Genomic DNA, 26,586 nt, shown 5'->3' with positions numbered 1-26,586 from the left:
GATCAGTTTTTATACTAGACAATTGTCTGGATTCATATAAATGTGTCAAAAGTCTCTATAAACAAAAATATTTCTGTCGATATAGTTTATGAATACTTCGTTCACCATTTAAATTATTAACCATATGAGTGGACCAAGTGAACAAACTCTATTAGATTCATTTCTATTTTCATTATCATTTCAGGAAAAGCTATTGTTTTCTTGGTTTATAGGATGTTTTTCATAATAAAAAAGATAAGGTAGAGCGAATTATCTAATTAAGCCTATATAGTTTTGTTGATTGATGTACTTAGCAAGCTATGTAAAATAAAAAATCCTATGCTCTCGTGAATGGTAAAGATAAACGACTAATAGAAATTAGAAAGGTGGTCACTTGCCAAGGTGGATCTCTTTTATATGGTTTTGAAAGAAGGTTAAAGAACATAATTATGATCCTGACATTTATAAAATTAACCTTTTAATAAATCGACCATCTGATAGATGATGATGGCACTAGATAGATTGCCACTTTCCGTTAATAAGAATCTAACCCTTACTAAAGGAAGATCAAAGCAGAAGTAGCTTATTATATGAGACTGAGAATGATTGTTAATGGTTATTTTGGAGACTGAAAGTGTCATACACTTTCTTATTACTAAGAGTATGATTAAATTTTTTTTAAAAATTGTATAAAAGGGGAAAACAACATGAAATCTCTAAGATCTTTATCAAATGGATGGAGCTTGACTACTAAACTAACTATTGGCTTTTCTTTAGTAGTAGTAATGGTTATTTTATCAACTGGTTACAGTTACTTAGCGTTTGGAAGTATAAATGACAAAGTAGAATATACGGTAGATGAGCAGTTGAATTTACTCATTTTAGATGAAAAAATCGCAGGTAATATGGCCGAGAGAACAAGCCTTTTACACGGGTATTTGTTGTCGAAGGATGAAAAATATCGAACAGAATTCGAATCTGGTTTGGAAGAAAGTATTTCTTTGGAAACTCAGCTATTAGAATCAACTAAATCAGATAAGGTAAAAGAACTGGTAGATAAAAAGGTTGAATGGGGTACTCTAAGCAATAAAGTACTTGAGGAAGTAGACAATAATAACGAAGAAAAAGCAATCGAAATTTTAACAACTCAAGTTCAGCCATTAGAAAGTGAACTAATTAGTGGCTTTAAAGAAGTAGCGACTGATCGTGAAAAAGAGATTAAAGAGTTAGGAAACGAAACAGTTGTATATGGAGATAGTGCTCGTCTAGTCGGTGTAATTTTTACGTTATTAATAATACTTATCATCGTGTTAATCGCTTATACGGCTATTAAATCAACTGTAGCTCCAATAAAAAGAATTGTTGAGAGATTGAAACTTATTAGCGCAGGTGATTTAACAAATGAATTGTTTGTTGTTGATAGAACCGACGAAGCTGGTCACTTGGCATTAGCTATGAATCAATTACAAGAAGAGTTGAAAAATATTCTAAGTGACATTTCCAGAGTTTCAGAAACAGTTGCAAATCATAGTGAAGGACTCACTCAATCAGCTTTAGAAGTATCTTCCGGTTCTGAACAAATCTCTGCTACTATGCAAGAGTTATCTTCCGGTTCTGAACAATTAGCTACTAAATCAGCTGAAATCGCATGTATCACGAATACATTTGCAGTCAAAGTAGAAGAAGCAGACCATTATGGTAAAGAAATTGAAGCCTCTTCTAAGGAAGTTTTACTTATGACAAATGACGGAACTCAATTAATGGAAGCATCCAGTCAACAAATGGAAAACATCAATACCGTTGTAAATGATGCCGTCAAGAAAATGGAAGCTCTGCATGAAAAATCACTGGAGATTTCACAACTTGTCGTAGTCATCAATACTGTTGCAGAACAAACAAACCTACTTTCTTTAAATGCAGCGATTGAAGCAGCTAGAGCAGGAGAAGCAGGTAGAGGATTTGCTGTGGTAGCCGATGAAGTTAAAAAATTATCTGGTCAAACAGCTTTATCTGTAAAAGATATTACTCTCATTGTGAAAGACATTCAAAGTCAATTTGAAGACCTTGTGATTTCACTGTCAAAAGGGTCAGAAGAAGTAGTAAGAGGTACATCGCAAATCAAAAAAACAAGCCATACATTCAAAGAAATTAACCTAGCTGTTGCTTCTATGGTTGAAGGCATACAAGGTATCTCTTCAAATTTAACAGAAGTGGTATCTGATAGTTTAACCATGAATCATTCCATTCAAGATATGGCAGCCATTAGTCAAGAATCCTCTGCTGGAATAGAGGAGACTTCTGCAGCTACAGAACAAACTGGCCATTCTATGGAAGAAGTAAAAGATAGTGCCGAGCAATTGGCTAGATTAGGAGAAGAATTAAATCATTTAGTTAACAAATTTAAACTTTAATCTACTATTAATTGGAAATGGAGAGTAGGCTTAGTGTGAGCCTACTCTTATAAATTAAGAATTTCATCACTTCTTTCCCCATTTAACCAAACGATTAAAAAGATTGAAACTTTAAAAATTCCAAGAAAATTCTATATCGTATCACTTACTAAAGAGTATAAAATCAAAAAGGAAGAGGAGGCGTATTAAGCTTCTCTTCCTTTTTAATTAATATCTATTTTTTATTATGACTTTTCAGCATTTGTTTATCAATTGCCTCATCAATACCCTGATAATAAATTTTGCTATAAAAGCTGGCTACCGCTTTTGTCCAGGTACCAGTCCGTTGACCTTCTGAACGCTCTGATAGATAATCTGAGAATATTTGATTATAAGCTTCAATTTCTTCTTGTAGATCATGCTGATAGGTTTCGCTATGAAAGACAGCCTTAACTGGCAGGCGTGGTTTTAATCCCGGATCTTCTGCTGGATAGCCGATACATAAGCCGGCAATGGGCAGAACATATGATGGTAGGTTGAGCTCTTTTATGACTTCGTCTAAATTTCTCCGTATACCGCCAATGCAGACTGTCCCAAGGCCTAATGATTCGGATGCTGTAATGGCTGCTTCTAGAGCAATTCCTACATCAGTAGCCCCGACCAATAATGTATCAATATTTTCTGGGACAGCAAATGGTGTATTTTCGATTTTGCTGGATAGATAAGCTCTATAAAAATCTGAGCAGAATACGAGGAATACAGGGGCCTCTTCAATATGTTTCTGCCCGCCGCATAGCTCTGCAAACTTTTTCTTCCTGATAGGGTCTTTAACTGCAATAACGGAAACTTGTTGTCCGTTTATCCAGCTGGGCGCAGCTTGGACAGCATGAATGATTTGTTCTAATTGTTCATCGTTCACTGTTTTGTCTTTATAAGATCGGATGGAGCGGTGAGATAATAAGGTTTTCATTATTTCGTTCATGATGAGGTCTCCTCCTTCGATATTTTCTATCGTTATTAGTATAGTACAAACGGGGATGGGATCCATAATAGAAAGATAAAACCTAAAATTCTTCCTTCGCAAAATTGGAACGCACATAACTGAATGGTTAATTTAGTAGAATCATCTAGGAGCATGATAAAAATATAACTTTCTAGGAGTAAAAATGGGTAAGTGGGAGTAAATGGAATCATGTTATACATCCACTAGGAAATCAGTCTAGCCAAGATTTGATGCACTGAAGAACTTAACAATGAATCCTTAAAATAAGCTGTAGAGTCTAAATTCTCAGACTCTACAGCTTATTTAATTCAATCCTCGGCATTTTTTACATCCGGACTATTTTTTCGTTCCGGGTTACCATTTGAAGGTAACGATAGACACTTGATTCCGACATGCCCATTATTTCCGCAACTTCACTTATTGTGCCTTTAATATCGAATATCCCATATTCTTTTAATTTTGAAACAGCAAGTTTCTTTTGCTCAGGTGATAATTGGGCACCAGATTCTAGTATATCTTTGTCGATTACTGTATATATGATAGTACTTACATGGTCCTGAAGTTTTTCGACAGGCTGTTCTTGTTCAGTTTTCATTTCAATATGTTTTATGTCAAAGTTTAGATTAGCCAGCTTTAATACATCTTTTGCGACTTTCCGATAAACGTCTGCATCAAAATTAATACATAAAAGTCCTTGTAATTGACCTTTATGATCTTTTATAAACAAAGTCGATGAACGGAATTTTTTACCCTGTGGGCCCTCTCCAACATAATCTACAACATATTCTTTGTTTAAATAAACTTTTTCGTTGATTAACTTTTTTGCATAGTCAGTCAATGTTGCGTTTAAGGATCTTCCACTTAAATCCCCATTAACAATATGTCCGATATGAGAACCGCCATCTGGATTTAAAATATGTAATACAAATTCATAATTAGATCCCAAAATGTCTCCAAAATAATTCATTATATTTTGATAGTGTCGAAATAGTTCGTTATCCAATTAAGTAATCCCCCTTATACGAAACTAATTTTCGGTGGAGCATCTTTAATCTTTAAAATATACGGAAAAAGAAAGCGCTTTAAATAAACCGCGAAATGATTGATAATCATTGTATCAAATTATAGTGATATCCAATTTATGTATTTTATACTAATGATTATAACAGACGTATAGGCATACTAATAATAAATTTTTATAGAAATAAGTTTTTATTAATTTATATTGACATATTAATCCATATATGTGATACTTTGAGCCAGTAGTAAATAATAACTACTGTAATAATTTATTGGAAATTTATTTAATATATTTCCAGAGTAGAATGAACACTTATAAAGGTTCGTTCTCTAACAGATTGCGGTACCGTCTTACCTTATGCTTTTCTAAATTATGCTAAAGGTGGTGTATCAAGAGTCGGATTTATTTAACCTTAACCTATTAAGAATTGGTCAATTATTGTTTTACTGCAGGATACATCCGAAGTGATAACTTTTTTGATAGAGGGTTAAAATAAATGCGATTTCAAAATTTTAGATAAAAATGAAAACCCTTGCAAGAGGATAGTGTTATTAATCTTATTGAAATATCATTCTATACCTTTTTATTTTTATATATTTTGTAAACGCTAACAGACATCTTAGAATGGGCGCTATGGAGATTCAATGAAGTTGATCATTATAAAAGAGGATCTTGTAATCAAGTTTTATCCATTCAGATTGTGTTAATCTGGTAAGTAATTAATTTTAAAGGAATGTTGTTCCATATTTACAACCTTTAAGGGAAACCCAAGGGTATATAATAGGAGGAATTTTATTATGGATGGAAATACAGCGAAAAAACTCGATTTACCAGTTGAAGATATTTCAGTGAAAGAAAATTTTCCAGACTCCAGTAAATGGCATAAACAAGATACTACCTGGACTTTGAGCCTTTTTGGTACTGCCATTGGAGCGGGTGTACTCTTTTTACCCATAAACGCAGGTTCAGGTGGTTTAATATCTTTACTGTTAATTACCTTACTTGCCTTTCCTGTCATGTATTACTCGCATAGGGCACTTGCTAAAATGATAGCTGCTTCAAATTCAGCTGATGAAGGGATTACAGGTACTATAAGAGAGTATTTCGGAAATAAGGCAAGTATCATCTTTAATATAGTATATTTCTTCTCCATTTATACGATTGTACTAATGTATTCTGTTGCACTTACAAATACGGCAAGTAGCTTTATGGTGAATCAATTACATATGAGCGAGCCTCCAAGGGCCATATTGTCGCTTGTATTGGTGCTCGGTCTTATCGTTATACTGAATTTTGGACAAGATATTACAGTAAAAGTAATGAGTATGTTAGTCTATCCATTCATAGCTTCTTTGATGTTTATCGCCATATCTTTGATTCCACAATGGAATACGTCGATTTTTACTGCTTCAAGTATTTCTTCTGCTTCATCAGGGTCGGGATATTTAGGAACGATATTGTTGATATTGCCAATTATAGTATTCTCTTTTAATCATTCTCCTATCGTATCGTCCTTCGTTATGAAACAGAGGGCAACCTATGGAAGAGATGCGACTGATGCCAAATGTGCCCAAATACAAAAAGTTTGTTATATTATGACATTCGCTGTAGTTATGTTCTTTGTATGGAGCAGTGTCTTGAGTTTAACTCCAAATGATCTTGTCGCGGCAAAAGAACAGAATTTATCCATTCTTTCTTATCTAGCTAATGAGCTTGGTTCGCCAGTAATCGCTATTGCAGCTCCTATTATTGCATTCGTGGCCATCACAAAGTCTTTCCTTGGTCATTATGTAGGAGCTTATGAGGTTATGCGTGACATGATGATTGCTACTAGTAAAGCGCGTGGAAAAAATATAAAAGAAAAAACAATTAAGACATCCATTCTAGTTTTTGTCGTCCTAACATGTTGGTATGTTGCTTATACAAATCCAAGTATTCTTGGTCTAATTGATACCCTCAGCGGACCTTTAGTAGCAGCTATCTTATGTGTATTACCAATGTATGCAATTCGTAAAGTACCTGTATTAGCTAAATATAGAGGAAAAATGAGCAACGTGTTCGTTATTGTTGTAGGTGTGCTTACAATCCTGGCAAGTATAAAAGTATTCTTCTAATAGTCATTTAATAAGAATTAAGATTATTGAATCTAATTGGAAGCTGAAAAAGTAAAAGCTAATAAGGTTTTTATGCTTTGAAGCAAGATATGGCTGTATTCCGTACTTTATGGAATGCAGCTTTTTATTTTTAGTAAACTGTATTACTCGAAATTTGTCTCTGACTATTAGGACTCATGACTGCTTTCTACATTATTTGCATGATGAAAGAAGGTGAACTCAAAAGACTATAGAATATATATGGTTAATATTATGGAGGTATGAAAGATGACGTATCAAAATAACGGAAGCAAAAAGCATGGGAGTTCGATTATGGATTTGAAATAAGCGAGAGTTTTGAAAGGGTAGAATAATGGTCTGGAATAGTGATAGAAATAGTGCACTCATTACATCATATTTAAATACTTAAAAAAGAAACGACTCCATTTAAATCGTTTCTTCATACATTTCGCCGAGCATGGCTATACACCAATCGTGATCTTGCTGAATGGATCCAAAGAAGCCGATTTCCCACTTATCAATTATAGCAAGCGTGTCGTTTTTCATAGCGTAATCTGTTTTCTCTATATGTTCTTTTAGTGTAGAGATAGTGTGATGGGTTATCGGGATAAATTCATTATAATCGTAGGTTTCTATAAAGTCGTTTTTCTCATCTTTTACTTCAATTTTACTATGAGTCATTCTATGCATGATACTGTAAATATCAATTTCGGAGCTATTTTCACCAATCTTAAGCTGATATTCACTGTCGGTATTACCAATTTGGGACAAATATTCTTGTTCAGGAGTATTGACATCTGCATGAGAAGGTAATTCTTTGTCTATTACACCCGTTATCCAAAAAGATAAAGAAAAAATGGCTGCTGCAGTAGTCATAATTGAGCCTGCAATTAGTAATTTATGTATCATCAAAACACACCCCATATTTCAAAATTCTGTTTAAAACATAAGTATACATATATTGGAATTTTATTTAAAGTATATAGATTGGTCTTTACGATAATATTCAGACAGTATGTACGTATAAAAAAGAATAGGAGTAATCATATGAATGCCATTGCTTGGAGTATTGTAGCTTGTGAAATACTGTTTTGGGTGTTTATTATATTGGGCTTAATAACTAGATATATAGTAAAAAAAGATAAACTTGGTTTATTTCTTTTGGCCATGACACCTGTTGTTGATGTGATATTACTGGTTATTACGGGGATAGATTTGTATAACGGGGCAACCGCAACAAAGGCGCATGCCATTTCAGCTGTATATATCGGTATATCCATTGCGTTTGGCAAAAGTATGATTCAATGGGCAGATGAAAGATTTCAATATTATATAGTAAAGCAAGGAGATAAACCTATCAAAAGGGTTGGGCTTGAGTATGCCAAACATTATTTTAAAGGATGGGTACGACATCTTCTAGCTTATTGCATCGGAGCTGGATTATTACTGGGTATCATATTTTTGATAAATGATCCAACCAGAACGGAGGCATTATTAGCTATTTGCAAAGTGTGGTCGTTAGTATTAGGCATTGATCTATTAATAAGCATAAGTTATTTTATTTGGAGAAAATGATGTACTTGTAATAAACATATGATATCTAGTACCGCCTAAAAAACCATCTATTAATATAGGGAATCATGACAATAAATAGGCGCGCCTATTAAATCGGCAATAAATTTAATTATTCGCGCTATTCCAACATTTTTTTCAATTAATTTTTCCTATAGTCAATACAAATCGTTTTCTGTTATACTTTATAGGTAAATATTCTCAGCTGAGGCGGAAGATGACATGAAAATTGTAGTTAGCGGTTACGGGGTAATAGCTCCAAATACAAAAAATATTGACGAATTTTTATATAATTTACAACAAGGTGTCAACTCATTGGAATTATTGGAAGATGAGGGGTACAAAAATGAATCTAATATAGTCGGAATAATCCATAATGGATTGGAAGAATTGGAGAAAGATAGAAAAATCAAGCGATTACCTAAAGTGTCTAAATTAGGAATCGCAGCGGGGAAAGAGGCACTGGAATCAGCAGGCATAGATTTAGAAGGAAAAAAAGTTGGAGTATTCTTTGGTACTTCACTTGGTTCAATTACGGAAAGGCCCTTCCAGGACTCTGTTATACACATCAATAATGATGAATATAAAAAAGTGCCGGTTACATTCCCTCACTATGTTAATTATCATAGCATTACTTCATCCATTGCATACTTTTTAGGTGCAAAAGGTATAACTAGAACCATTACTACTGGTTGCACTTCCAGTCTGGAAGCAATCGAATCCGCTTTACTATATTTAAGGTCAGGTAAAATTGATGTAGCTATAGTAGGTGGAACGGAAAGTTCTATTGACAGAACGGTCACTTATGCATTTGCTAGAACACGGGTGTTGCCACTGGATCAAGAAATGAAAGAGGGAGCTGTACCGTTCCAGGAAGACAGTAAAGGGTTTGCGATAGCTGAAGCTGCTGGTGCTCTGGTGTTAGAAAGAGAAGAAGATGCACTTCATCGTGGAGCTTCTATCAAAGGGGAATTTGTAGACGCTATCTCGAATAATGATGGTATTTACATTTATAGTACGGATGAAACTGGAGAACAATTAGTTAGTGCGTTAAAAGAAATAACAAATGGTCGTTCCCCGGATTATATCAACAGTCAGGCACTTGGAATCCAGGTAAATGATCGTATAGAAGAAAGGTGCTCCAAGGAGTTATTTAACCATCAAACGCCATACACCTCAATTAAGAGTATGTTTGGAAATCCTCTAGGGGCCAGCGGAATCTTACAAGTTATATCTTCACTATTGAGTGTAGAACATAATTTTATCCCACCTACCATAAGGACAACAAAAAAAGGCTATGAAGATATGAATATTGTGACTGAAACAAGATATCAGGAAATTAATGAAGTAGCTGTCACCAATCATGGACATGGTGGAAATAATGCTTGTGCTTATATTCAAAAATACATACCTAATAATCCAACAACGGAGTGCGAAGATAAATGATTATCGGTCTACTAGTATGTAGCATTGGTTTAAGTCCATTACTTGTTTCTTTTGTTATTAAAAGTATGTATAACAATTCAAGTTTATCATCAAGTCTCTTTTTATACTTGTCCTTTATTACAATTTGGCAACTTGATATTGGAAGTTTATATTTTTTAGATACTTTCTCTGAAAGCACCATTCTAATACTATTTAAAGTACTACGAATAGGGCCTACCTTTGGAGTGCCAATTGTTCTTTATTTAGCATACACAATCATAAAGGATCAGCCTACTTTGTTAAAAGATTCCCATTGGTTGTTGAGGATTTCTCGGATTTTGATTACTAAGAAATCACTCATTTTCTTTACAATTTGGAGTGGGGTCTTATATGTTATCAACTTAACTAACTTAGGGATTAGTGGGTTGACTGTAGAAAAAGCTGCTTCAACCAGTTTTTATTATCCAGTATATGGACCTTTAGGATGGATATTCATTGCCCATATGTTTGGTTTTATCATCTTCGTCTTCCTTGTCTACTTGATTTCGAGAAAAATATCTAACCAGAGCTTTAGAAACCTTTTAACAGCCATTTCTTTAGCTTCTATTTGGCTAATCTTTCTGGGCTTATTCAATTTTTCTTCCGCTATGGGTGCCATAACGAGTAGTATTGGAGTAATTATATTCTCAATATCGATTTTTCATTTTTATGTTAAATTGAACACCAGTCTAAAAGAAAGTTACTACCAATTGATGGAACGACAAAAGAAGCTTGATTATACTGGGAATTTGGCAGGGAGTTTAATCCATGAGGTGAAAAATACCAACCAAATTATCAAGAGTTTTTCTAGTCTTCTTAGTCTTAGTGGTGATTTAAATGACGCAGATAAGAGAACATTGGATATGATCCAAAAGTCTTCAGAACATTTGGGTAAACTAACCAATAATTTTAAAGATTACATGAAGTCATCCAATATAGTCTTAAAAAAGGAAAACCTAGTAGATGTTATTCAGGAATCTATTAACCTTTCTTCTGAAATGTTGCGTACGAATCAGGTAAACATTGAGTTTCAGAACAAATATCAACCATTAATTACCTATGTGAATAGAACAAATTTGGGGCAAGTTTTCATTAACTTAATCAAGAATAGTGTGGAGGCTATGCCAGAAGATCGAGCGAATAAGAAAATAACGATTACAACAGAATTAAAAAATGAACAAATTCTAATTCATTTCACTGATACAGGGAAAGGTATTCCGACAACTAATTGGGAAAGTGTATTTGATCCATTTATCTCAATTGATAAGCGGGGAATGGGTTTGGGGTTACCCTTTGTTAAGAAAACGATAATAGAGCATTTAGGTACGATATCCATTGCTGAAAGCTGTCCTGAAGGAACTCACTTCATCATTGAATTGCCACAAAATGGAATATTAGATATGATGAGTAAAGGCAACACATAAATAGTAATGTTTCAGCAGCAATCCCTTTTTTGGAGGGGTTGCTGTTTTTTTATACAATCAACCTATACAATTTTAAAGTAATTTATAAAAATATTATGTAAATTATTATATCTTATTTTTTATATCCTTTGAATTGCATGAGCATCATTGTAAAAGGATAACAGATGGTAAGGGAGGAGGAGAGGCATAGTAAATATAACAGAGGGAAGGGCTATATCAGCTCCTCTGTCCATGCCTTTTCGAAGCAAGGGCTAGAGAAATACTCATTTTGTAGTTTATATACGGATTTATCGAATCCGACCTATAATTCAATCTTTCAGAAATAGGATACGATGGGGTATGAAACGTGCATGATTCAATTTGGAATTAATCCGGATGGTGAGCTGGTTATATAACAACTCTTCTTTTTTACTATTTTATAATAGCTGATTGTTTAGAAAGTTTTGATTTTCTAGTTAAATTAAGTGCAAACCTTTGAGTATAAACACCAAAACATGGTAGAATAATGTCGGAAATGTTTTATCCTTCCGACTTTTTTATAAACATTATTATTATATATTATTCAGTCGCAGGATGAAGGCAAAACAATGTAAAACAGGGGGATTTCATAATGAAACTTGATACACCTGTAACAAACCCTTGGCTAGAGTTTCAGGGGCCAAACTTGGGTTACGTCCAGGAAATGTACGAAGTTTTTTTACAGGACCCAGAGCAAGTGGATCCGGATTTGGTGAGATTATTTGAAGAGTGGGGATCTCCAACATTAGAGGAGACCGAACAAACAAGGGGTAATCAACGTAAGGAAATTTCAGACGGACAATTCACAGCACAAATGATGTACAAAGTATCACAGGCTGTTAAATTGGCTGAGGATATTCGAACAAACGGACATCTGGCCGCTGATATTTATCCGTTGTATAGTAAGAAAAAGAAAGATATTAATTTAGGATTGGGTAAATATGATTTAACCACTGATGATTTGAAAGCGATGCCAGCTTCTCTGATCAGTGATGTTTTGCCTGGACACATTCAAAATGGCCATGAAGCCATCGAATATTTGAAAGTTTTATATACAAGGACAATTGCTTTTGAATTCGATCATATCCATGACATGGAAGAGAAAAAGTGGCTTACACAAATGGTTGAACAAACAGCTTCTGATTTTGAGATTTCTGCAGCTAAAAAGAAAAATTTGTTGAAGCGCTTAACTGAAGTGGATGGATTGGAGAGATTCTTACATAAAACCTTTGTTGGGCAAAAGAGATTTTCTATTGAAGGTGTAGATTCTTTAGTGCCACTCCTTGATGAATTGGTTTTAAAATCTGTTCGCGGCGGGACTACTTCTATCAATATTGGAATGGCACACAGAGGTAGATTGAATGTACTGGCTCATGTACTGGGTAAACCGTACAAAAATATATTCTCTGAATTTCAGCATGCGCCTAATAAAGAATTGGTACCATCTGAAGGATCCACCGGTGTTACGTTTGGATGGACAGGTGATGTGAAATATCATTTGGGTGCAGATCGGAAAATAAAAGAAGAGAATACGAGAGAAGCAATTATCACGTTGGCCAATAATCCAAGTCATTTGGAGTTTGTCAATCCAATCGTAAACGGATACACAAGAGCTGTACAGGATGACAGAAGCCGAAAAGGATACCCTGTTCAGGATTCAAACTCCAGTATGTCAATTATTATTCATGGAGATGCAGCCTTCCCAGGGCAGGGAATTGTGGCTGAAACCTTGAATTTAAGTCGCCTTAATGGATATCAAACGGGAGGAACTGTTCATATTATCGCGAATAATATGATTGGATTTACAACAGAAAGCCGTGATTCCCGCTCTACTCGATACTCAAGTGACCTGGCAAAAGGGTATGAAATCCCAATTATCCATGTCAATGCAGATGATCCTGAGGCTGTCTTGGCTGCAGCTTATGTAGCTATTTCATATCGCCAAACCTTCCAAAAAGACTTTTTAATCGATTTAATTGGATATAGACGTTATGGGCACAACGAAATGGATGAGCCGATGACAACAAATCCAAAAATGTACAAGATGGTGCATGAGCATCCTACACCAAGAGAGGTGTATGCTAAGAAACTGGTTCAAGAAGGACTTGTAACGGAAGAAGAGGTTTCTAGTTTAGAACAGCATCATTTTGATATGTTGAAAGATTACTATAATCAAGTGGGTGCTAAGGAAGATTCTCCACTTGAAGCGGCGGATGTTCCAAAGATTATTGAATCCGGGATTCCAAATGTAGATACCAAAGTAGGGCTTGACGTATTAAAACAGCTAAATGCGGAACTTTTAAAACGACCTGAGAACTTTAAGGTATTTAATAAACTGGATAAAATCCTTATGAGAAGACAGGATGCCCTGAACGAAGGAAATAAAGTAGACTGGGCTTTGGCTGAAGCGTTAGCTTTTGCAAGTATCTTACAGGATGGTACACCGGTTCGTCTTACTGGACAGGATTCAGAGCGCGGTACATTTGCTCACAGAAACATTGTTTTACATGACAGTGAAACGGGAGAAACCTATTCACCATTACATGGACTTGAGGGTGCAAAAGCTTCTTTTGCGGTTCATAACAGTCCATTGTCTGAAGCAGCTGTTATTGGGTTTGAATATGGATACAATGTACAATCTCCGGATACGCTCGTTTTATGGGAAGCCCAATATGGTGATTTTGCCAACACTGCTCAAGTATTATTTGATCAATTTATTGCTGCAGGCAGAGCGAAATGGGGCCAAAAATCCGGCTTAGTTATGCTATTGCCTCATGGTTATGAAGGCCAGGGACCGGAACATTCCAGTGCACGTTTGGAGCGCTATTTATCATTGGCAGCGGAGAATAACTGGACTGTAGCTAATTTAAGTTCAGCAGCTCAATACTTTCATATTTTAAGAAGACAAGCAGCTATTTTAGGAAAAGAAGAAGTGCGCCCACTGGTATTGATGACGCCGAAGAGCTTGCTGAGAAATCCGATTGTTGCGAGTGCTCCTGATGAACTGAGTGAGGGTGAATTCAAATCCTTTGTAGAACAGCCGGGCTTAGGAACCAAAAAAGACAGCGTGGAAAGAATCGTTTGTTGTACAGGCAGAATTGCGATTGATTTGGCTCAGGCTATTGAAGCTCAAGAAAATCTTGATTGGCTTCACATCGTAAGAATTGAAGAAATTTATCCATTCCCACTTAAAGGGGTTCAAGCATTATTTGCTTCTTACCCGAATTTAAAAGAGATTGTATGGGTACAGGAAGAACCAAAAAACATGGGCGCATGGAATTTCGTAGAGCCACGTTTAAGAATTGCAGCACCAGAAGGGGTTAAAGTTGATTACATCGGCAGAAGAAGACGATCCAGTCCTGCAGAGGGAGATCCAACTATTCATAAACAAGGACAAAATCGTATTATTAACAGCGCATTAACTCGCGAATAGAGGAGGAAATATAGAGATGGCAGAGGTAAAAGTACCAGAATTAGCGGAATCAATTACAGAGGGAACAATTGCACAATGGCTTAAACAACCGGGTGAAAAGGTTGAAAAAGGTGAATATATTGTTGAGCTTGAAACAGATAAAGTGAATGTTGAAATCATCTCCGACTATGAAGGAGTTTTGACAGAGCAACTAAAAGAAGAGGGAGATACAGTTCTTGTTGGTGAAGCAATTGCGCTTGTAGATGCTGATGACACGCCTGCGCAGAGTGAAGAACAAGAACCTGCTCCAAAAGAACAAGTGAAAGAAGAGCCAAAAGCAGCAGCTCCAGCTCCTGAACTAATAGAAGTGAAAAAGGGAAACAAACCGGTAGCATCTCCATCTGCACGTAAACTTGCGAGAGAAAAAGGGATTGATTTAAATGAAATCCCGACAGTTGATCCTCTTGGCAGAGTACGTAAACAAGATGTGGAATCCTTTAATGGACAAGCACAACCTAGTGCGCCTGCACCTAAGCCTCCAAAACCGGAAGCTAAAAAAGCAGCACCTGCACCGGCTTCTGGTAAACCGGAAGAACGTGTGAAAATGTCTCGCAGACGTCAAACGATAGCGAAACGTTTAGTTGAGGTACAGCATAATGCAGCGATGCTGACTACATTCAACGAAGTAGATATGACCAATATCATGAACCTGCGTAATAAACGTAAGGATGCATTCCAAAAAGAGAATGATGTGAAATTAGGATTTATGTCCTTCTTTACAAAAGCCGTTGTGGGTTCTCTTAAGAAATATCCACTGTTAAATGCTGAGATTCAAGGTGATGAACTGCTTCTCAAAAAATATTATGATATTGGTGTAGCCGTTTCTGCTCCTGAAGGTTTGGTTGTTCCAGTGGTCAGAGATGCAGATCGTATGAATTTTGCTGAAATTGAAAGAGAAATAGGCAGCTTGGCGAAAAAAGCACGTGATAATAAATTGGCTTTGTCAGATTTACAAGGCGGAACCTTTACAATCACAAATGGCGGTGTTTTCGGATCCCTAATGTCTACTCCTATTCTAAATGGTACTCAAGTAGGTATCCTGGGTATGCATGGTATAAAAAAACGTCCGATTGCTGTTGAAGATGATAAAATCGAAGTTCGCCCAATGATGTATATCGCCTTATCCTACGATCACCGTATTGTCGATGGAGCAGAAGCAGTTAGCTTCCTTGCAAATGTCAAAAAATTAATTGAAGATCCGGAATCTTTATTGCTTGAAGGATGAGGTTTAATTAAATAAATAAAAAAGAAATATCAAGCGAAAATAGATTTGATGCGACAATCGAAACACATTAAAAAATATAGATGATAAACTTCAAGTGAATTTACAAAAAAGAGTGTCAAATTCGTACTGAATTTGCACTCTTTTTTGTAAGCATGTACTGCAACCTTCCTATAAGACTTTGAGTTTTCATCAGAAGAGTGGTAATCGATTAAATATAGGAAATAGTTGTTTATACTAATAGATAAATTAATACTGAATTCTGAGGTATAAAATCAGCTTCTTTTATGAACATATCAATGTATAAATATAGGGAATTTAAACACATCTATTTACCTAAAATTAGCAAAAAATATTGACAATTCAAAATAATTAAATTAGTATTAACAACAACTTAAACATAAATATGCGTTGATGAAGAGTAGTAGCATTTGAAAAAGTTTTAGAGAGCCGATGGGTGGTGGGAATCGGTACATTTTCATTTGTGAATGGACTTCGGAGTTGCCGGGCAGAACGTGAGTAAAACAGTATGCTTAGGCCGGTTTAGCCGATCGTTATTATGGGCTGACAGTTAGTTGTTGATGACAGCAGCTGTTTTGAGGTGGATTGCTGATTTCGGCATTCAATGAAGGTGGTACCGCGGGTCTCTCGTCCTTTTTATAGGGGAAGTGAGGCCCTTTTTGTATGGTGAAAATTAAATAAATAAACGTTAAGAAAGAGGAGTAGCATAGATGTATGGCACTACAGAGAGCCGGAGTGGGTGAGAACCGGTATGCAGACTTTATGTGAATGGGCTTTCGAGTGATTCCTTGAATGGTTAGTAGGGGAATACGGGATTCCGCCGTTAAAAGGATAGGATATCAAATGATGGAATCATTCCATAACGAGTATCTGAAAGAGATCCAACGGGGGTGGCACCACGATCATACGTCCTCCATAAGCAATTTGTTTGCTTATGGAGGATTTTTTTATTTTCAGGGGGGATTACATGAGAAAACCGACCATTATCAGGGTACGCCTGACAACTAATGAACAGAAAAAACTTGAGGCGATAAGTGAAATTACTGATCCATATAAGGCTGTGCTTGAGTTCCCTTCTCCAAGTGGCAGCAGAAACAGAATTATCGCCTTTAATCGATATGCAGAAATAAGGACGGATATTGATGGAACCTTTTTTATTCAAGGTGGTCAAATGGCAAAGAAAGTGAACGATCCGCATGAGTTTATAAAAGCTTCACTTGATATAGATGCATCTCTTTATCCCGATCTTCCATTTAAAGGTGGAGCCATTGGATTTGCAGGCTATTCGTATAGTTTTCACTTTGAAAATATGGAGCCGCCGGAAAAGAATCCAGTTGGTATTCCGGATTTACACTTTCTTTATCATACCGATTATTTTGTTTACAGTGGTGACGATTTTTCCGAATGCAGCCATCTCCATTTAGATTATGAAGGTGAACAATCAGAGGAAGAGTTAATGGAAACCATGCAATCCTTTCGTGAAAAACTAACATTGTCAGGCAAAATAACTAGAAATAAAGAGTATGTGATTCATGGTATTAAAAGCAATACGAATAAGGAAGAATTTATGGAATCGGTCACCTCATTAAAATCAAGAATTAATAACGGTGATATATTTCAGGCCGTTTTATCACAACGTTGGACCGGTTTATTTACAGGAGATTCACAAGATTATTACCAGAAATTAAAGAAAGACCATCCCGAAACGTTCCATTTTCATATTGATTTTGAATTCTATAAATTAGTGGGTTGTTCACCTGAACGATTGATTGCAATCAATCAGGGTGTCATTTATTCCAATCCAATTGCGGGTACCAGGCCAAGAGGGGTAAATCTTAGTGAAGACGAAGAGCAAATGTCCAGCTTAAAAGAGGATGAGAAAGAGAAGGCAGAACATATCATGCTGGTGGATCTAGCTAGAAACGATTTGGGGAAAATCTGCAATCCGCATAGTATAGACATCAAAAGGTATATGGAGATTGAAAAATTTAAAAATGTGATTCACCTTGTATCGGAAATAGCAGGTGTATTAAAGGAAGAAGTTCATCCAATGGATGCCATTAAAGCTTGTCTGCCAGCTGGCACAGTTTCAGGTGCCCCAAAGTTAAGAGCAATGGAGCTGATTACAGAAGCTGAGCAAGAAAGAAGAGGGGCATATGGCGGAGGAATTGGCTTTGTCTCTTATGGAGGAGAGTTGGATTTGGCATTGGCAATCAGGATGGCTGTGATTAAAGATCAGCATATCCATATCCAGGCAGGTGCCGGCGTTGTCTACGATTCCAATCCAGAGAATGAATGGTATGAAACACTTTATAAAGCAGGGTTTAAGGAGGTTGGAATCCATGATTTTACTTATCGATAATTTTGATTCATTTACGTATAACCTTTATCAGCTTTTATTGGAATCAGGAGAAGATGTACTGGTTAAACGAAATAACTCCCTTACGATTCAGGATATAAATCAATTATCACCAACATCCATTGTCCTGTCTCCCGGACCCGGACGACCGGAAGAGAGTGGAATATGTACCGAATTGATTAAACATTTCTGCAGCCGAATACCTATTTTAGGCGTATGTCTCGGTCATCAGGCCATTGGCCAGGTGTTTGGTGCTACGGTTTGCAGAGCGAGACAAATCAAGCATGGTAAAACTTCAAGAATCATTCATAGAGGAGATGAGATTTTTAAAGATCTCCCTCAAAGTTTTCAGGCGATGAGATATCATTCTCTCATTATAAAAACAGACCCATTTCCTGAAGAGATTAAGATTATCGCAAAATCTGAGGAGGACGATGAAATTATGGCTGTTCGCCACAAGGAATATCCCTTATATGGTGTACAGTTTCATCCTGAATCGATTGGAACTCCATATGGGAAAACAATTCTATCTAACTTTCTGCAAATAACTTTGAAGGAGGCAGTCATCCATGAATGAGTATCTCTTAGAATTAAGCAAAGGTAAGAGTTTATCAGAGGATGAGATTGCGGATGCTGCAAATCAAATGCTAAGTTCGAAAATATCAGAAGCGGAATTGGCTGCGTTTTTGATGGCGATTGGACTGAAGGGATACGGGAGTATGGAATTGCATATTATTGCAGAAATCATTCGGAAGGAGTCGACACACCAGCTTGGGGATATCCCTGATGCGATGGATAATTGCGGAACTGGAGGAGACCAAAGCAACAGTTTTAATATCAGCACAGCCTCGGCATTTGTTTTGGCAAGTGCAGGAATCAAAATGGTTAAGCACGGAAATAAAAATATGACGAGTCAATCTGGTAGCATGGATGTTCTGAAAGCATTGGGCATTAATACGATCAATCAAATCGAAGAAGCGAGGGAAGCTATTCATCAATCTAATTTAGTTTTTTTGAATGCCAGTCATATCCATCCTAAATTAAAAAGGATTGCTGCTGTCCGTAAGCAACTGGGAATTCCTACGATTTTTAATGCAATCGGACCCTTGACAAATCCCGTGCAATTAACCTATCAAGTGGTTGGTGTGTATGAGGAAAAGCTATTAAATTTGTATGGAGAAGTATTATTGAAAGCAGGCAGAAAGAGGGCTGCCATCATCCATGGAGCAGGAAATATGGATGAAGCTTCGTTAGCTGGTGAAAACAAACTATACTTCGTTCAGAATGGAAAGATATCAGAAGAAAACCTTCATCCACATGATGTTGGATTAAACGTATCGGACAATATCCATTTAGCTGGTGGTGGACCGGCTGAAAATGCTAAAAAAATGATTGAGATTTTCGAGGGGGAAAAGAATCCATGCCGTGATGCCGTCCTCCTGAATGCAGGCATTGGCTTATTTGTTTCAGAGAAAGTTCCGACGATTCGGGAGGGTGTCGTGTATGCTGCTGAATTAATTGATTCGGGTGTTGTCTTTAAGAAATTACTTGAAGTTAGAGGGCGGGATAACAAGAAAGGAGCCGAGGGTGTATGCCAACCTATTTAACAAAGATCGTGGAACAGAAGAGAAAAGAACTAAATAGTTTAAAAGCAATTGAAATACCGGGTTGCGTTAAAGATAAACCAGTGAGCGGATCATTTACTGCGCGAGTCAAAAGTCAGTCGACACTTGGAGTGATTGCTGAATTTAAACGGTCATCTCCCTCAAAAGGAGTCATTCATGCTATCGCCAATCCTATAGAGATAGCTAATAAGTACGTGGATGGCGGTGTAGATGCTATTTCTGTTTTGACGGATAAAGAACACTTTAACGGAAGTTTTGAAGATTTGCAGGCTGTAACCAGTCATATCAATCTGCCAGTCTTATGTAAAGATTTTATATTGGAAGAAACTCAGATTAATCGAGCTTTTTTATCAGGTGCAAGTTTGATCCTGCTGATTGTGAGAATTTTATCACCACCAAAATTAACCGCTTTATATGAGTATGCTGTCCATCTTGGTATGGAAGTGTTACTTGAAGTACATGATGAAGACGATTTGGAGATAGCTCTGTCCCTGCAGCCAAACCTTATTGGCATAAATAATCGGAATCTTCAATCATTTAGTACAGATTTAGCTGTTACTGAACGTTTAATTAAGTTGATCCTAGATCCTTCCATCCTCGTTATAAGTGAAAGTGGTATTAGGAATTTGGATGATTGTTTGCGTATTGCCAATGCAGGGGCAGATGCGATTTTAATGGGAGAGGCATTAATGAAACATCAAGATCCTGATCTTTTCATACAAGAGATAAAACAAATCGAAAGAAGGACCAGGCGGTGAAGGTGAAAATCTGCGGAATCCAAAAAATCGAGGATGCGCTGACAGCTGAAAAAGCAGGTGCGGATGCATTGGGATTTATGTTTGCTGAAAGTAAGCGAAGGGTTACACCAGAAGTAGCAAAATACATTATATCTAAACTGGATTGTAAGAGCTGGAAGGTTGGTGTCTTTGTCAATGAAGAAGTTGAAAGGGTGAAAAAAGTGGCACAGGATTGTGGATTGACAGCAATTCAGCTTCATGGAGAAGAAAACCCGGCGGATTATTTGGAGGTAAACTTACCGATTATCAAATCCATAGGCATTGCATCCAATCAAGCAGATTTAGATATTAGGCAAGTGCAGCATGCGGATTATATTTTGTTGGATGCTGCTGCACAGGAATATAGAGGCGGAAACGGAGTCACGTTTGACTGGGAGAAGGCAAGAGGACTGGGTCATAAATTCCCAAACATCATTCTTGCGGGTGGCTTGAATCTTGAAAATGTAGGTACTGCGATTAATGTTGTAAATCCATATATGGTAGATGTCAGCAGCGGTGTGGAGATAGATGGGAGAAAAAACACACGAAGAATCTATGAATTTATAAAAATGACAAAAGAGGGGGAAATCAAGTGATTAACATAAAAGAATATCCAGATACAACTGGGCGATATGGAGAATATGGGGGTAGATTTGTACCGGAAACATTAATACCTGCTTTGCTTGAATTAGAAGAAGCGTATAAAACCATAACTCAGGATGAGGCATTTATCACTGAATATAGGTCGCTGTTAAAAGATTATGTAGGAAGAGAAACTCCGTTATACTATGCGAAAAATCTAACCAATCATTTAGGTGGCGCCCAAATTTACCTTAAACGGGAGGATTTGAATCATACGGGTGCTCACAAAATAAATAATACGCTGGGACAGGCGTTACTTGCCAAGGCGATGGGCAAAAAGAGGGTAGTGGCAGAAACAGGCGCCGGCCAGCATGGAGTCGCGACCGCTTCTGCTTGTGCTTTGCTTGGATTAGAAGCGGTTATTTTTATGGGAGAAAAAGATATTAAGAGGCAAAAGCCAAATGTACTGAAAATGGAATTGTTAGGTGCCAAGGTAGTATCCGTTCAGCAGGGAAGCCGTTCATTGAAGGATGCCGTAAATGAAGCTTTGCGTTATTGGGTCAGTCATATTGAGGATACTCATTATTTATTGGGTTCTGTTATGGGTCCGCATCCTTTCCCGCAGATCGTGCGAGATTTTCAATCTGTAATCGGGCGGGAAACAAGGGAGCAATTCCTGACATTACAGGATAGATTACCAGATCAAATTATTGCCTGTATTGGAGGAGGCAGTAATGCGATTGGCATGTTTTACGAGTTTTTAGAGGATAATCAAGTTTCTTTAATTGGGGTGGAGGCCGCTGGCAAGGGATTAGATACGAAAGAGCACGCTGCATCCATTTCAAAAGGAGAAAAGGGAATTTTACACGGTGCACTCATGTATCTTTTACAGGATGACGCTGGGCAGGTGGAGGAAGCGCACTCCATCTCGGCGGGACTTGATTATCCAGGAGTCGGGCCGGAACATTGTTTTTTGAAGGATGAGGGCAGAGTGGAGTATACATCTATACAAGATGATGAGGCATTGGAAGCTTTTAAGCTTTTAACAAGAAAGGAAGGGATTATTCCTGCGTTGGAAAGCTCGCATGCGATAGCAGAAGCGGTCAAACGAGCACCTGGCATGGGAAAAAATCAGTCAATCGTGATTTGTTTATCCGGGAGAGGAGATAAAGATATGGATACCGTTATGACCGTAATGGGAGGTGGAGAGCATGCCTAATAAGTTGGTGGAACAGTTTTCAGATACTAAAAAGCATGGAGGAAAAGGGTTTATTCCCTATATTATGGCTGGTGATGGAGGTGTGCATCAGCTCATTTCAACCCTTAAATACTTTGAAGAATTAGATGCATCCGCCATCGAAATAGGGATACCGTTTTCTGACCCAGTGGCTGATGGCCCAAGCATTCAGGAAGCGGGACTACGTGCCCTGAAACAAGGGGTTACCTTAACGGATATATTGGATGAGCTGATCAATACGGAAGAAACTATCGCGATTCCGTTGATTGTTATGACGTATGCCAATCCAGTGTTGAGAGTGGGAATCCATCAGTTTGCTGTTAAGTGTAGAGAAGCATCCGTAAGTGCCTGTATTATACCGGATGTACCGCTTGAAGAAGAATCGGTTTTTAAAGAAGCTCTTAATAAGGAAGGGATTGTGTTGATCAGGCTTGTGCCATTAACGGCCAATCCATCTCGAATGGCAGAGCTTTGTGATGGAGCGGAAGGTTTTATTTACGCCGTAACAGTAAATGGTACGACAGGGGAACAGGCTCAGTTAAATGATGTAACCTTTAAAGAACAAATTTCTCAACTTAAGCACTATACAAATTGTCCGATTTATGCAGGATTTGGCATTTCCAGTTCTACGACCGCTAATCAATTGTATGACTATTGCGATGGGGTTGTTGTGGGAAGTAAGGTTGTGACTCATCTCTATCAAGGGACTCACCAGGCATTAGAATCATTTATAGGAGAGCTGAACCGAAATAAGGAAAAACAAACCACCAGCCATACAGTTGGCAAGGTATGATTTACCATGTGAAAGACTGTTTTCCTGCTGTTTTTCTTCAGAATAAATTGGGTATATAGGACAGAAGCCCATTATTTTATGAAGGGAATACAGATAATTTGGAGGGGTATAAATGGAAACGTCTGGTATGCAAAAACAATTTGAGTTAACCAGAACCAAACTGCATGAAACTTTTGAGGATTTAACTGAAGCAGAAGCTGACTTTCAACCAGAAGGTTTTAATAATACAATTCGCTGGCAATTAGGTCATATCCTAGTCAGTGCGGAAGCAATCTTATTCGATTATCCTGACAGTGGGTCACCACTTTCAAAGTTATATGGTGAATTTTTTTGCAGCGGGACTTCTCCAAAGTATTGGCAAAGAAGCGCGCCTTCTCTGAAAGATATAAAAGCCAATTACCTCACACAGGAAAAGAGAATTAAAGAACTTCCGCCAGAATACTGGCGAGAAGAGGTAACCGGCCCTTTAAAAAAATTCAATGTTGAAACAAAAAGCGATCTGTTTCACTTCTTACTAAATCATGAAGCGATACATCTGGGACAGATTCAATCTTTAAAAATATTGACAAAACACCATACTACGACTAATCAGTACTAATATAGGCGGGTGTAAACCTGCTCGTTTACTAAAGATAAGGAATTCAGAAGGAGTCTTTGAAGGGCTATATTCTGAATTCCTTCTTTATTTATAGCAGTTATTTAATTTCTGAATGGCACTGTATAGAGGATGTTTAGTTTTTTAAAAGAGGAAGATTATACCTTTGCAGCTTGTAAATTGCGAAGTACTCATGAGTATCCCCTTTGAAATGATTCAGCCGGTGTGATTCTTCACTGTTAAGAATATTTGTAGCGGAAATCATTCAAGGGATTTATGGTGTGGAAAATTAAATTTCTCTTATCAAGGCGTAAACACATTTTTATTAACACAATTCCAGTTCCCCAAAATTGGAGAGATCAAAATGGCAAATGAGTACGAAAGTGAAGAAGTATTGACAGGTGGAAACGTTTCAAACGTATATCGGATTGGTGATACAGTGCGACGAGACTTAAAGACAGAAGGGACTAAAATTCATAAGCTTTTAAAGCATTTGGAGACCAAAGGTTATAAGAGTGCGCCAATGTTTATTGGTGTTGATGAAAAAGGAAGAGAGATCCTGTCATTTATTGAAGGAGAAGCTGGTCATTATCCTTTAAAAGAGTATATGTGGTCAAACAATACCTTAAAAGACATTGCGCTTATGCTGCGGCTCTATCATGATGCTGTAAGTGACTTTCCGTTATCACAAGAATGGAAACCAATGGATCAGACACCGGGCAAAATAGAGGTTATATGTCATAACGATTTTGCCATATACAACATCATTTTTAACCACAAAAAACCGGTCGGTATTATTGATTTTGATATGGCTGCTCCAGGGCCAAGACTTTGGGATATCGTCTATACTCTTTATACGTGCGTCCCTTTAAGTAGGCTTTATCATACGGAAACAGGTGAGGCGGTTTATTATAAATCTTCAACGGATGCCAAACGTATCAAACAAAGAGTGCAATTATTTTTTGAATCATATGGGATGGTGGACTTGAAAGAAGGGTTTTTAGAGATTGTCTTGTTACGCTTACAAGCTTTAAGGCAAACTATGCTTCAAAAAGCTAGTAAAGGCAATCTTGCTTTTCAACAGATGATTAATCGAGGAGAGCTGGACCATTATCAAAAAGATATCTACTTCATTCGTGAACACGGAAAAGAATGGATCTGAGATATAAATGAATGAAAAAGTGAAAGCGTTAAGCCTAAATGGTTTAGCGCTATTTTTGTTAATCAGGAATGGTTATTCAAACGATATTGCTAGAGGATATAATTATACAAATGTAAAGATGATCTTAAAGGATGGTCAACCATCTAGTTTATGGTTTAAGTTTTTTTACTGAATTTAAAGATAGTCCATTAAGTAGGTTAGAATTGGCGGTAATAATAGTAGGATAACTGCGCTGTTTATAAGTGTATTTGAGATTACTTTCGGAAGTCTTTTTATCCCTTTTCCCTTATACCATCCACTAAATTGCCACCTATTTCTGTAAAGAACGAAAATTAAAATAAGAATGGCGATATAGCCTAACCAAAAATACTTAGAGTCCGTACCAATCAATGTATAAATCGACTCTAGGAAGAATCCGCCCATAGCTCCAAGAAGCAAGAATATAGCAAGAATTCTTATAAGTTCTAATAAAACTTTTGCAGCCATTTCAATACCACTCTCCTCATAAATAAATCCTTTATCAGATATTACCATATATAACCAAGTGGGTGTTGAGTTGTTTTACGATAAAATTTAATTAAATTATATACCATTGGAGAAACTGTTCGAGAGGTGATTGGAATGAAAAGGAATACGATAAGAAAAGCATTTATCGTTATCGTTCTATTCTGTGTTTGGGGTAATATGCCGCTATACAGTGTTGAAGCAAGTATGTATAAAAGCCAGCAGGATGAAAATGTTATGTCGGTCCTTTGGTATCAACAGTCAGCGGAAGCTGATGCGTTATACAGGCAAGGATATGAACTGGCAAAACTTAGACTTGATCAAGCGTTACAACATAAGACAGATAAGGATAAAGCCATTATTTTGGACATTGATGAGACCGTATTAAATAATAGTCCTTTTTTAGCTCAAATAGTACAAAAGAACATTTCCTTTAATGAAGGTTGGGATGAGTGGGTGTCTCAAGCAAATGCCAAGCCACTACCCGGAGCATTAGAATTCCTTCAATATGCAGATATGAAAGGCATCACAATCTTTTATGTGACAAATAGGAAAAAGCACTTATACGAGGCTACCGAAAAGAACTTGAAGAAGGCTGGGTTCCCGCAAATAGATAATGGACATCTAATTTTACTGACAGACGAAGTGAGTAAAGAATCAAGAAGGCAAGCAATCGAAAAGAACCATGACGTTATTCTTCTCCTCGGTGATAATTTAATTGATTTCTCTAAGGAGTTTGACTCTTTAGATTCCCAAGAACGAAAAAGACAAGTTGAGTTAATGAAGAATAGGATAGGAAATAAGTTTATTCTTTTTCCGAATCCGATGTATGGAAATTGGGAGAAAGCATTAAATAAAGGAAAAGTACCAGGTATTGATCGAAAAACTTTACTAGATACAGATGGTTGAATGGAGGTCGGCACCGATTGCGGAGCCGGCCTTCTTATTTTTTATCGGCCAAATTTTTTCGGCAGCTTTTCAACGCTTATATCATGCTTATAGCAAGTCAAAAGGTCTGTGAAAGGCGGGTCAAAGGTGCTTTCATCCGGCTATGAAGCGGCTATGCACCCGCTATCCCGGGTCAAAGGCGTGTGAAAGGCTGGCCAAAGCCCCACTATGTCCTGGCTATGAAGCGACTATCCCCCGGCTATGAAGCGACTATCCCCCGGCTATCAGGCACCTATCCCACCTCTATCCTCACTCAAAGTTCCTGGATACATGTCATATCGCTTAAATTGCTCGATGCTATTGTT

Annotated in this window: 21 protein-coding genes and 2 other annotated features; of the genes, 17 read left to right on the top strand and 4 right to left on the bottom strand. The window is 37.1% G+C overall.

Features of this window, described 5'->3' with window-relative positions; genetic code table 11:
- Window positions 1–686: 686 nt before the first annotated feature.
- Complete coding sequence (locus AC4G3L_RS02330) at window positions 687–2,390, top strand: methyl-accepting chemotaxis protein (RefSeq protein WP_491075365.1); 1,704 nt, start codon at window positions 687–689, stop codon at window positions 2,388–2,390.
- A 214-nt stretch (window positions 2,391–2,604) separates the two neighbouring features.
- Here the strand turns inward: AC4G3L_RS02330 and AC4G3L_RS02325 are convergent, their stop codons facing one another.
- Together AC4G3L_RS02325 and AC4G3L_RS02320 are read right to left on the bottom strand one after the other, a co-directional pair.
- Complete coding sequence (locus AC4G3L_RS02325; protein WP_491075364.1) at window positions 2,605–3,351, bottom strand: NADPH-dependent oxidoreductase; 747 nt, start codon at window positions 3,349–3,351, stop codon at window positions 2,605–2,607.
- A gap of 346 nt (window positions 3,352–3,697) precedes the next feature.
- Window positions 3,698–4,375, bottom strand: coding sequence for a helix-turn-helix transcriptional regulator (locus tag AC4G3L_RS02320; RefSeq protein WP_491075363.1), 678 nt, complete (start codon window positions 4,373–4,375; stop codon window positions 3,698–3,700).
- Between the two features lie 815 nt (window positions 4,376–5,190).
- Here AC4G3L_RS02320 and AC4G3L_RS02315 point away from each other — a divergent pair.
- Window positions 5,191–6,507, top strand: a complete 1,317-nt coding sequence (locus tag AC4G3L_RS02315; protein ID WP_491075362.1) for an aromatic amino acid transport family protein — start codon at window positions 5,191–5,193, stop codon at window positions 6,505–6,507.
- 426 nt (window positions 6,508–6,933) lie between these two features.
- Here AC4G3L_RS02315 and AC4G3L_RS02310 read toward each other — a convergent pair whose 3' ends face one another.
- Entirely contained in the window at window positions 6,934–7,416 is a 483-nt protein-coding gene (locus AC4G3L_RS02310; RefSeq protein ID WP_491075361.1) for a DUF6241 domain-containing protein, read from the bottom strand.
- A 138-nt stretch (window positions 7,417–7,554) separates the two neighbouring features.
- On the opposite strand from AC4G3L_RS02310, the gene AC4G3L_RS02305 reads away from it, so the two are divergent.
- From AC4G3L_RS02305 to AC4G3L_RS02240, 14 genes are all read left to right on the top strand, one after another.
- On the top strand, window positions 7,555–8,082 hold the full coding sequence (locus AC4G3L_RS02305; RefSeq protein WP_491075360.1) for a hypothetical protein: 528 nt from the start codon (window positions 7,555–7,557) through the stop codon (window positions 8,080–8,082).
- Between the two features lie 219 nt (window positions 8,083–8,301).
- Window positions 8,302–9,525 carry a beta-ketoacyl-[acyl-carrier-protein] synthase family protein gene (locus AC4G3L_RS02300; protein WP_491075359.1) on the top strand — a complete coding sequence of 408 codons (1,224 nt, stop codon included), beginning with the start codon at window positions 8,302–8,304 and terminating at the stop codon, window positions 9,523–9,525.
- Window positions 9,522–10,967, top strand: a complete 1,446-nt coding sequence (locus AC4G3L_RS02295; RefSeq protein ID WP_491075358.1) for an ATP-binding protein — start codon at window positions 9,522–9,524, stop codon at window positions 10,965–10,967. The genes AC4G3L_RS02300 and AC4G3L_RS02295 overlap by 4 nt, the downstream gene beginning before the upstream one ends.
- 610 nt (window positions 10,968–11,577) lie before the next feature.
- A complete protein-coding gene (gene sucA, locus AC4G3L_RS02290) occupies window positions 11,578–14,418 on the top strand; it encodes a 2-oxoglutarate dehydrogenase E1 component (protein WP_491075357.1) in 2,841 nt (946 codons plus the stop codon).
- A 16-nt stretch (window positions 14,419–14,434) separates the two neighbouring features.
- Window positions 14,435–15,682: a 2-oxoglutarate dehydrogenase complex dihydrolipoyllysine-residue succinyltransferase gene (odhB, locus tag AC4G3L_RS02285; protein ID WP_491075356.1), complete on the top strand. Its 1,248-nt coding sequence runs from the start codon at window positions 14,435–14,437 to the stop codon at window positions 15,680–15,682.
- Window positions 15,683–16,081: 399 nt separating this feature from the next.
- Window positions 16,082–16,338 (top strand) — a binding site (T-box leader).
- 41 nt (window positions 16,339–16,379) lie between these two features.
- Window positions 16,380–16,617 (top strand) — a binding site (T-box leader).
- Window positions 16,618–16,667: 50 nt separating this feature from the next.
- Window positions 16,668–18,062: an anthranilate synthase component I family protein gene (locus AC4G3L_RS02280; RefSeq protein ID WP_491075355.1), complete on the top strand. Its 1,395-nt coding sequence runs from the start codon at window positions 16,668–16,670 to the stop codon at window positions 18,060–18,062.
- Window positions 18,043–18,636 (top strand): anthranilate synthase component II, encoded by a 594-nt coding sequence (locus AC4G3L_RS02275; protein ID WP_491075354.1) that lies wholly within the window; start codon window positions 18,043–18,045, stop codon window positions 18,634–18,636. Before AC4G3L_RS02280 ends, AC4G3L_RS02275 begins: the two co-directional genes overlap by 20 nt.
- A complete protein-coding gene (gene trpD / locus AC4G3L_RS02270) occupies window positions 18,629–19,666 on the top strand; it encodes an anthranilate phosphoribosyltransferase (protein WP_491075353.1) in 1,038 nt (345 codons plus the stop codon). The genes AC4G3L_RS02275 and trpD overlap by 8 nt, the downstream gene beginning before the upstream one ends.
- Window positions 19,651–20,442, top strand: coding sequence for an indole-3-glycerol phosphate synthase TrpC (trpC, locus tag AC4G3L_RS02265; RefSeq protein ID WP_491075352.1), 792 nt, complete (start codon window positions 19,651–19,653; stop codon window positions 20,440–20,442). Before trpD ends, trpC begins: the two co-directional genes overlap by 16 nt.
- Window positions 20,439–21,056 carry a phosphoribosylanthranilate isomerase gene (locus AC4G3L_RS02260; protein ID WP_491075351.1) on the top strand — a complete coding sequence of 206 codons (618 nt, stop codon included), beginning with the start codon at window positions 20,439–20,441 and terminating at the stop codon, window positions 21,054–21,056. The genes trpC and AC4G3L_RS02260 overlap by 4 nt, the downstream gene beginning before the upstream one ends.
- 5 nt (window positions 21,057–21,061) lie before the next feature.
- Window positions 21,062–22,261 (top strand): tryptophan synthase subunit beta, encoded by a 1,200-nt coding sequence (gene trpB, locus AC4G3L_RS02255; RefSeq protein ID WP_491076221.1) that lies wholly within the window; start codon window positions 21,062–21,064, stop codon window positions 22,259–22,261.
- Window positions 22,254–23,072, top strand: a complete 819-nt coding sequence (trpA, locus tag AC4G3L_RS02250; RefSeq protein WP_491075350.1) for a tryptophan synthase subunit alpha — start codon at window positions 22,254–22,256, stop codon at window positions 23,070–23,072. The genes trpB and trpA overlap by 8 nt, the downstream gene beginning before the upstream one ends.
- 112 nt (window positions 23,073–23,184) lie before the next feature.
- Window positions 23,185–23,670, top strand: a complete 486-nt coding sequence (locus tag AC4G3L_RS02245) for a DinB family protein (protein ID WP_491075349.1) — start codon at window positions 23,185–23,187, stop codon at window positions 23,668–23,670.
- 361 nt (window positions 23,671–24,031) lie between these two features.
- Complete coding sequence (locus AC4G3L_RS02240; RefSeq protein ID WP_491075348.1) at window positions 24,032–24,829, top strand: aminoglycoside phosphotransferase family protein; 798 nt, start codon at window positions 24,032–24,034, stop codon at window positions 24,827–24,829.
- 174 nt (window positions 24,830–25,003) lie between these two features.
- Here AC4G3L_RS02240 and AC4G3L_RS02235 read toward each other — a convergent pair whose 3' ends face one another.
- Window positions 25,004–25,315, bottom strand: a complete 312-nt coding sequence (locus AC4G3L_RS02235) for a hypothetical protein (RefSeq protein WP_491075347.1) — start codon at window positions 25,313–25,315, stop codon at window positions 25,004–25,006.
- A gap of 135 nt (window positions 25,316–25,450) precedes the next feature.
- On the opposite strand from AC4G3L_RS02235, the gene AC4G3L_RS02230 reads away from it, so the two are divergent.
- Complete coding sequence (locus AC4G3L_RS02230) at window positions 25,451–26,242, top strand: 5'-nucleotidase, lipoprotein e(P4) family (protein ID WP_491075346.1); 792 nt, start codon at window positions 25,451–25,453, stop codon at window positions 26,240–26,242.
- The last annotated feature ends 344 nt before the right edge of the window (window positions 26,243–26,586 follow it).

This window comes from Bacillus sp. z33, from assembly GCF_058313615.1.
The sequence above is the reverse complement of the archived record's forward strand: the minus strand, read 5'-3'. Positions and strand labels throughout refer to the sequence as shown.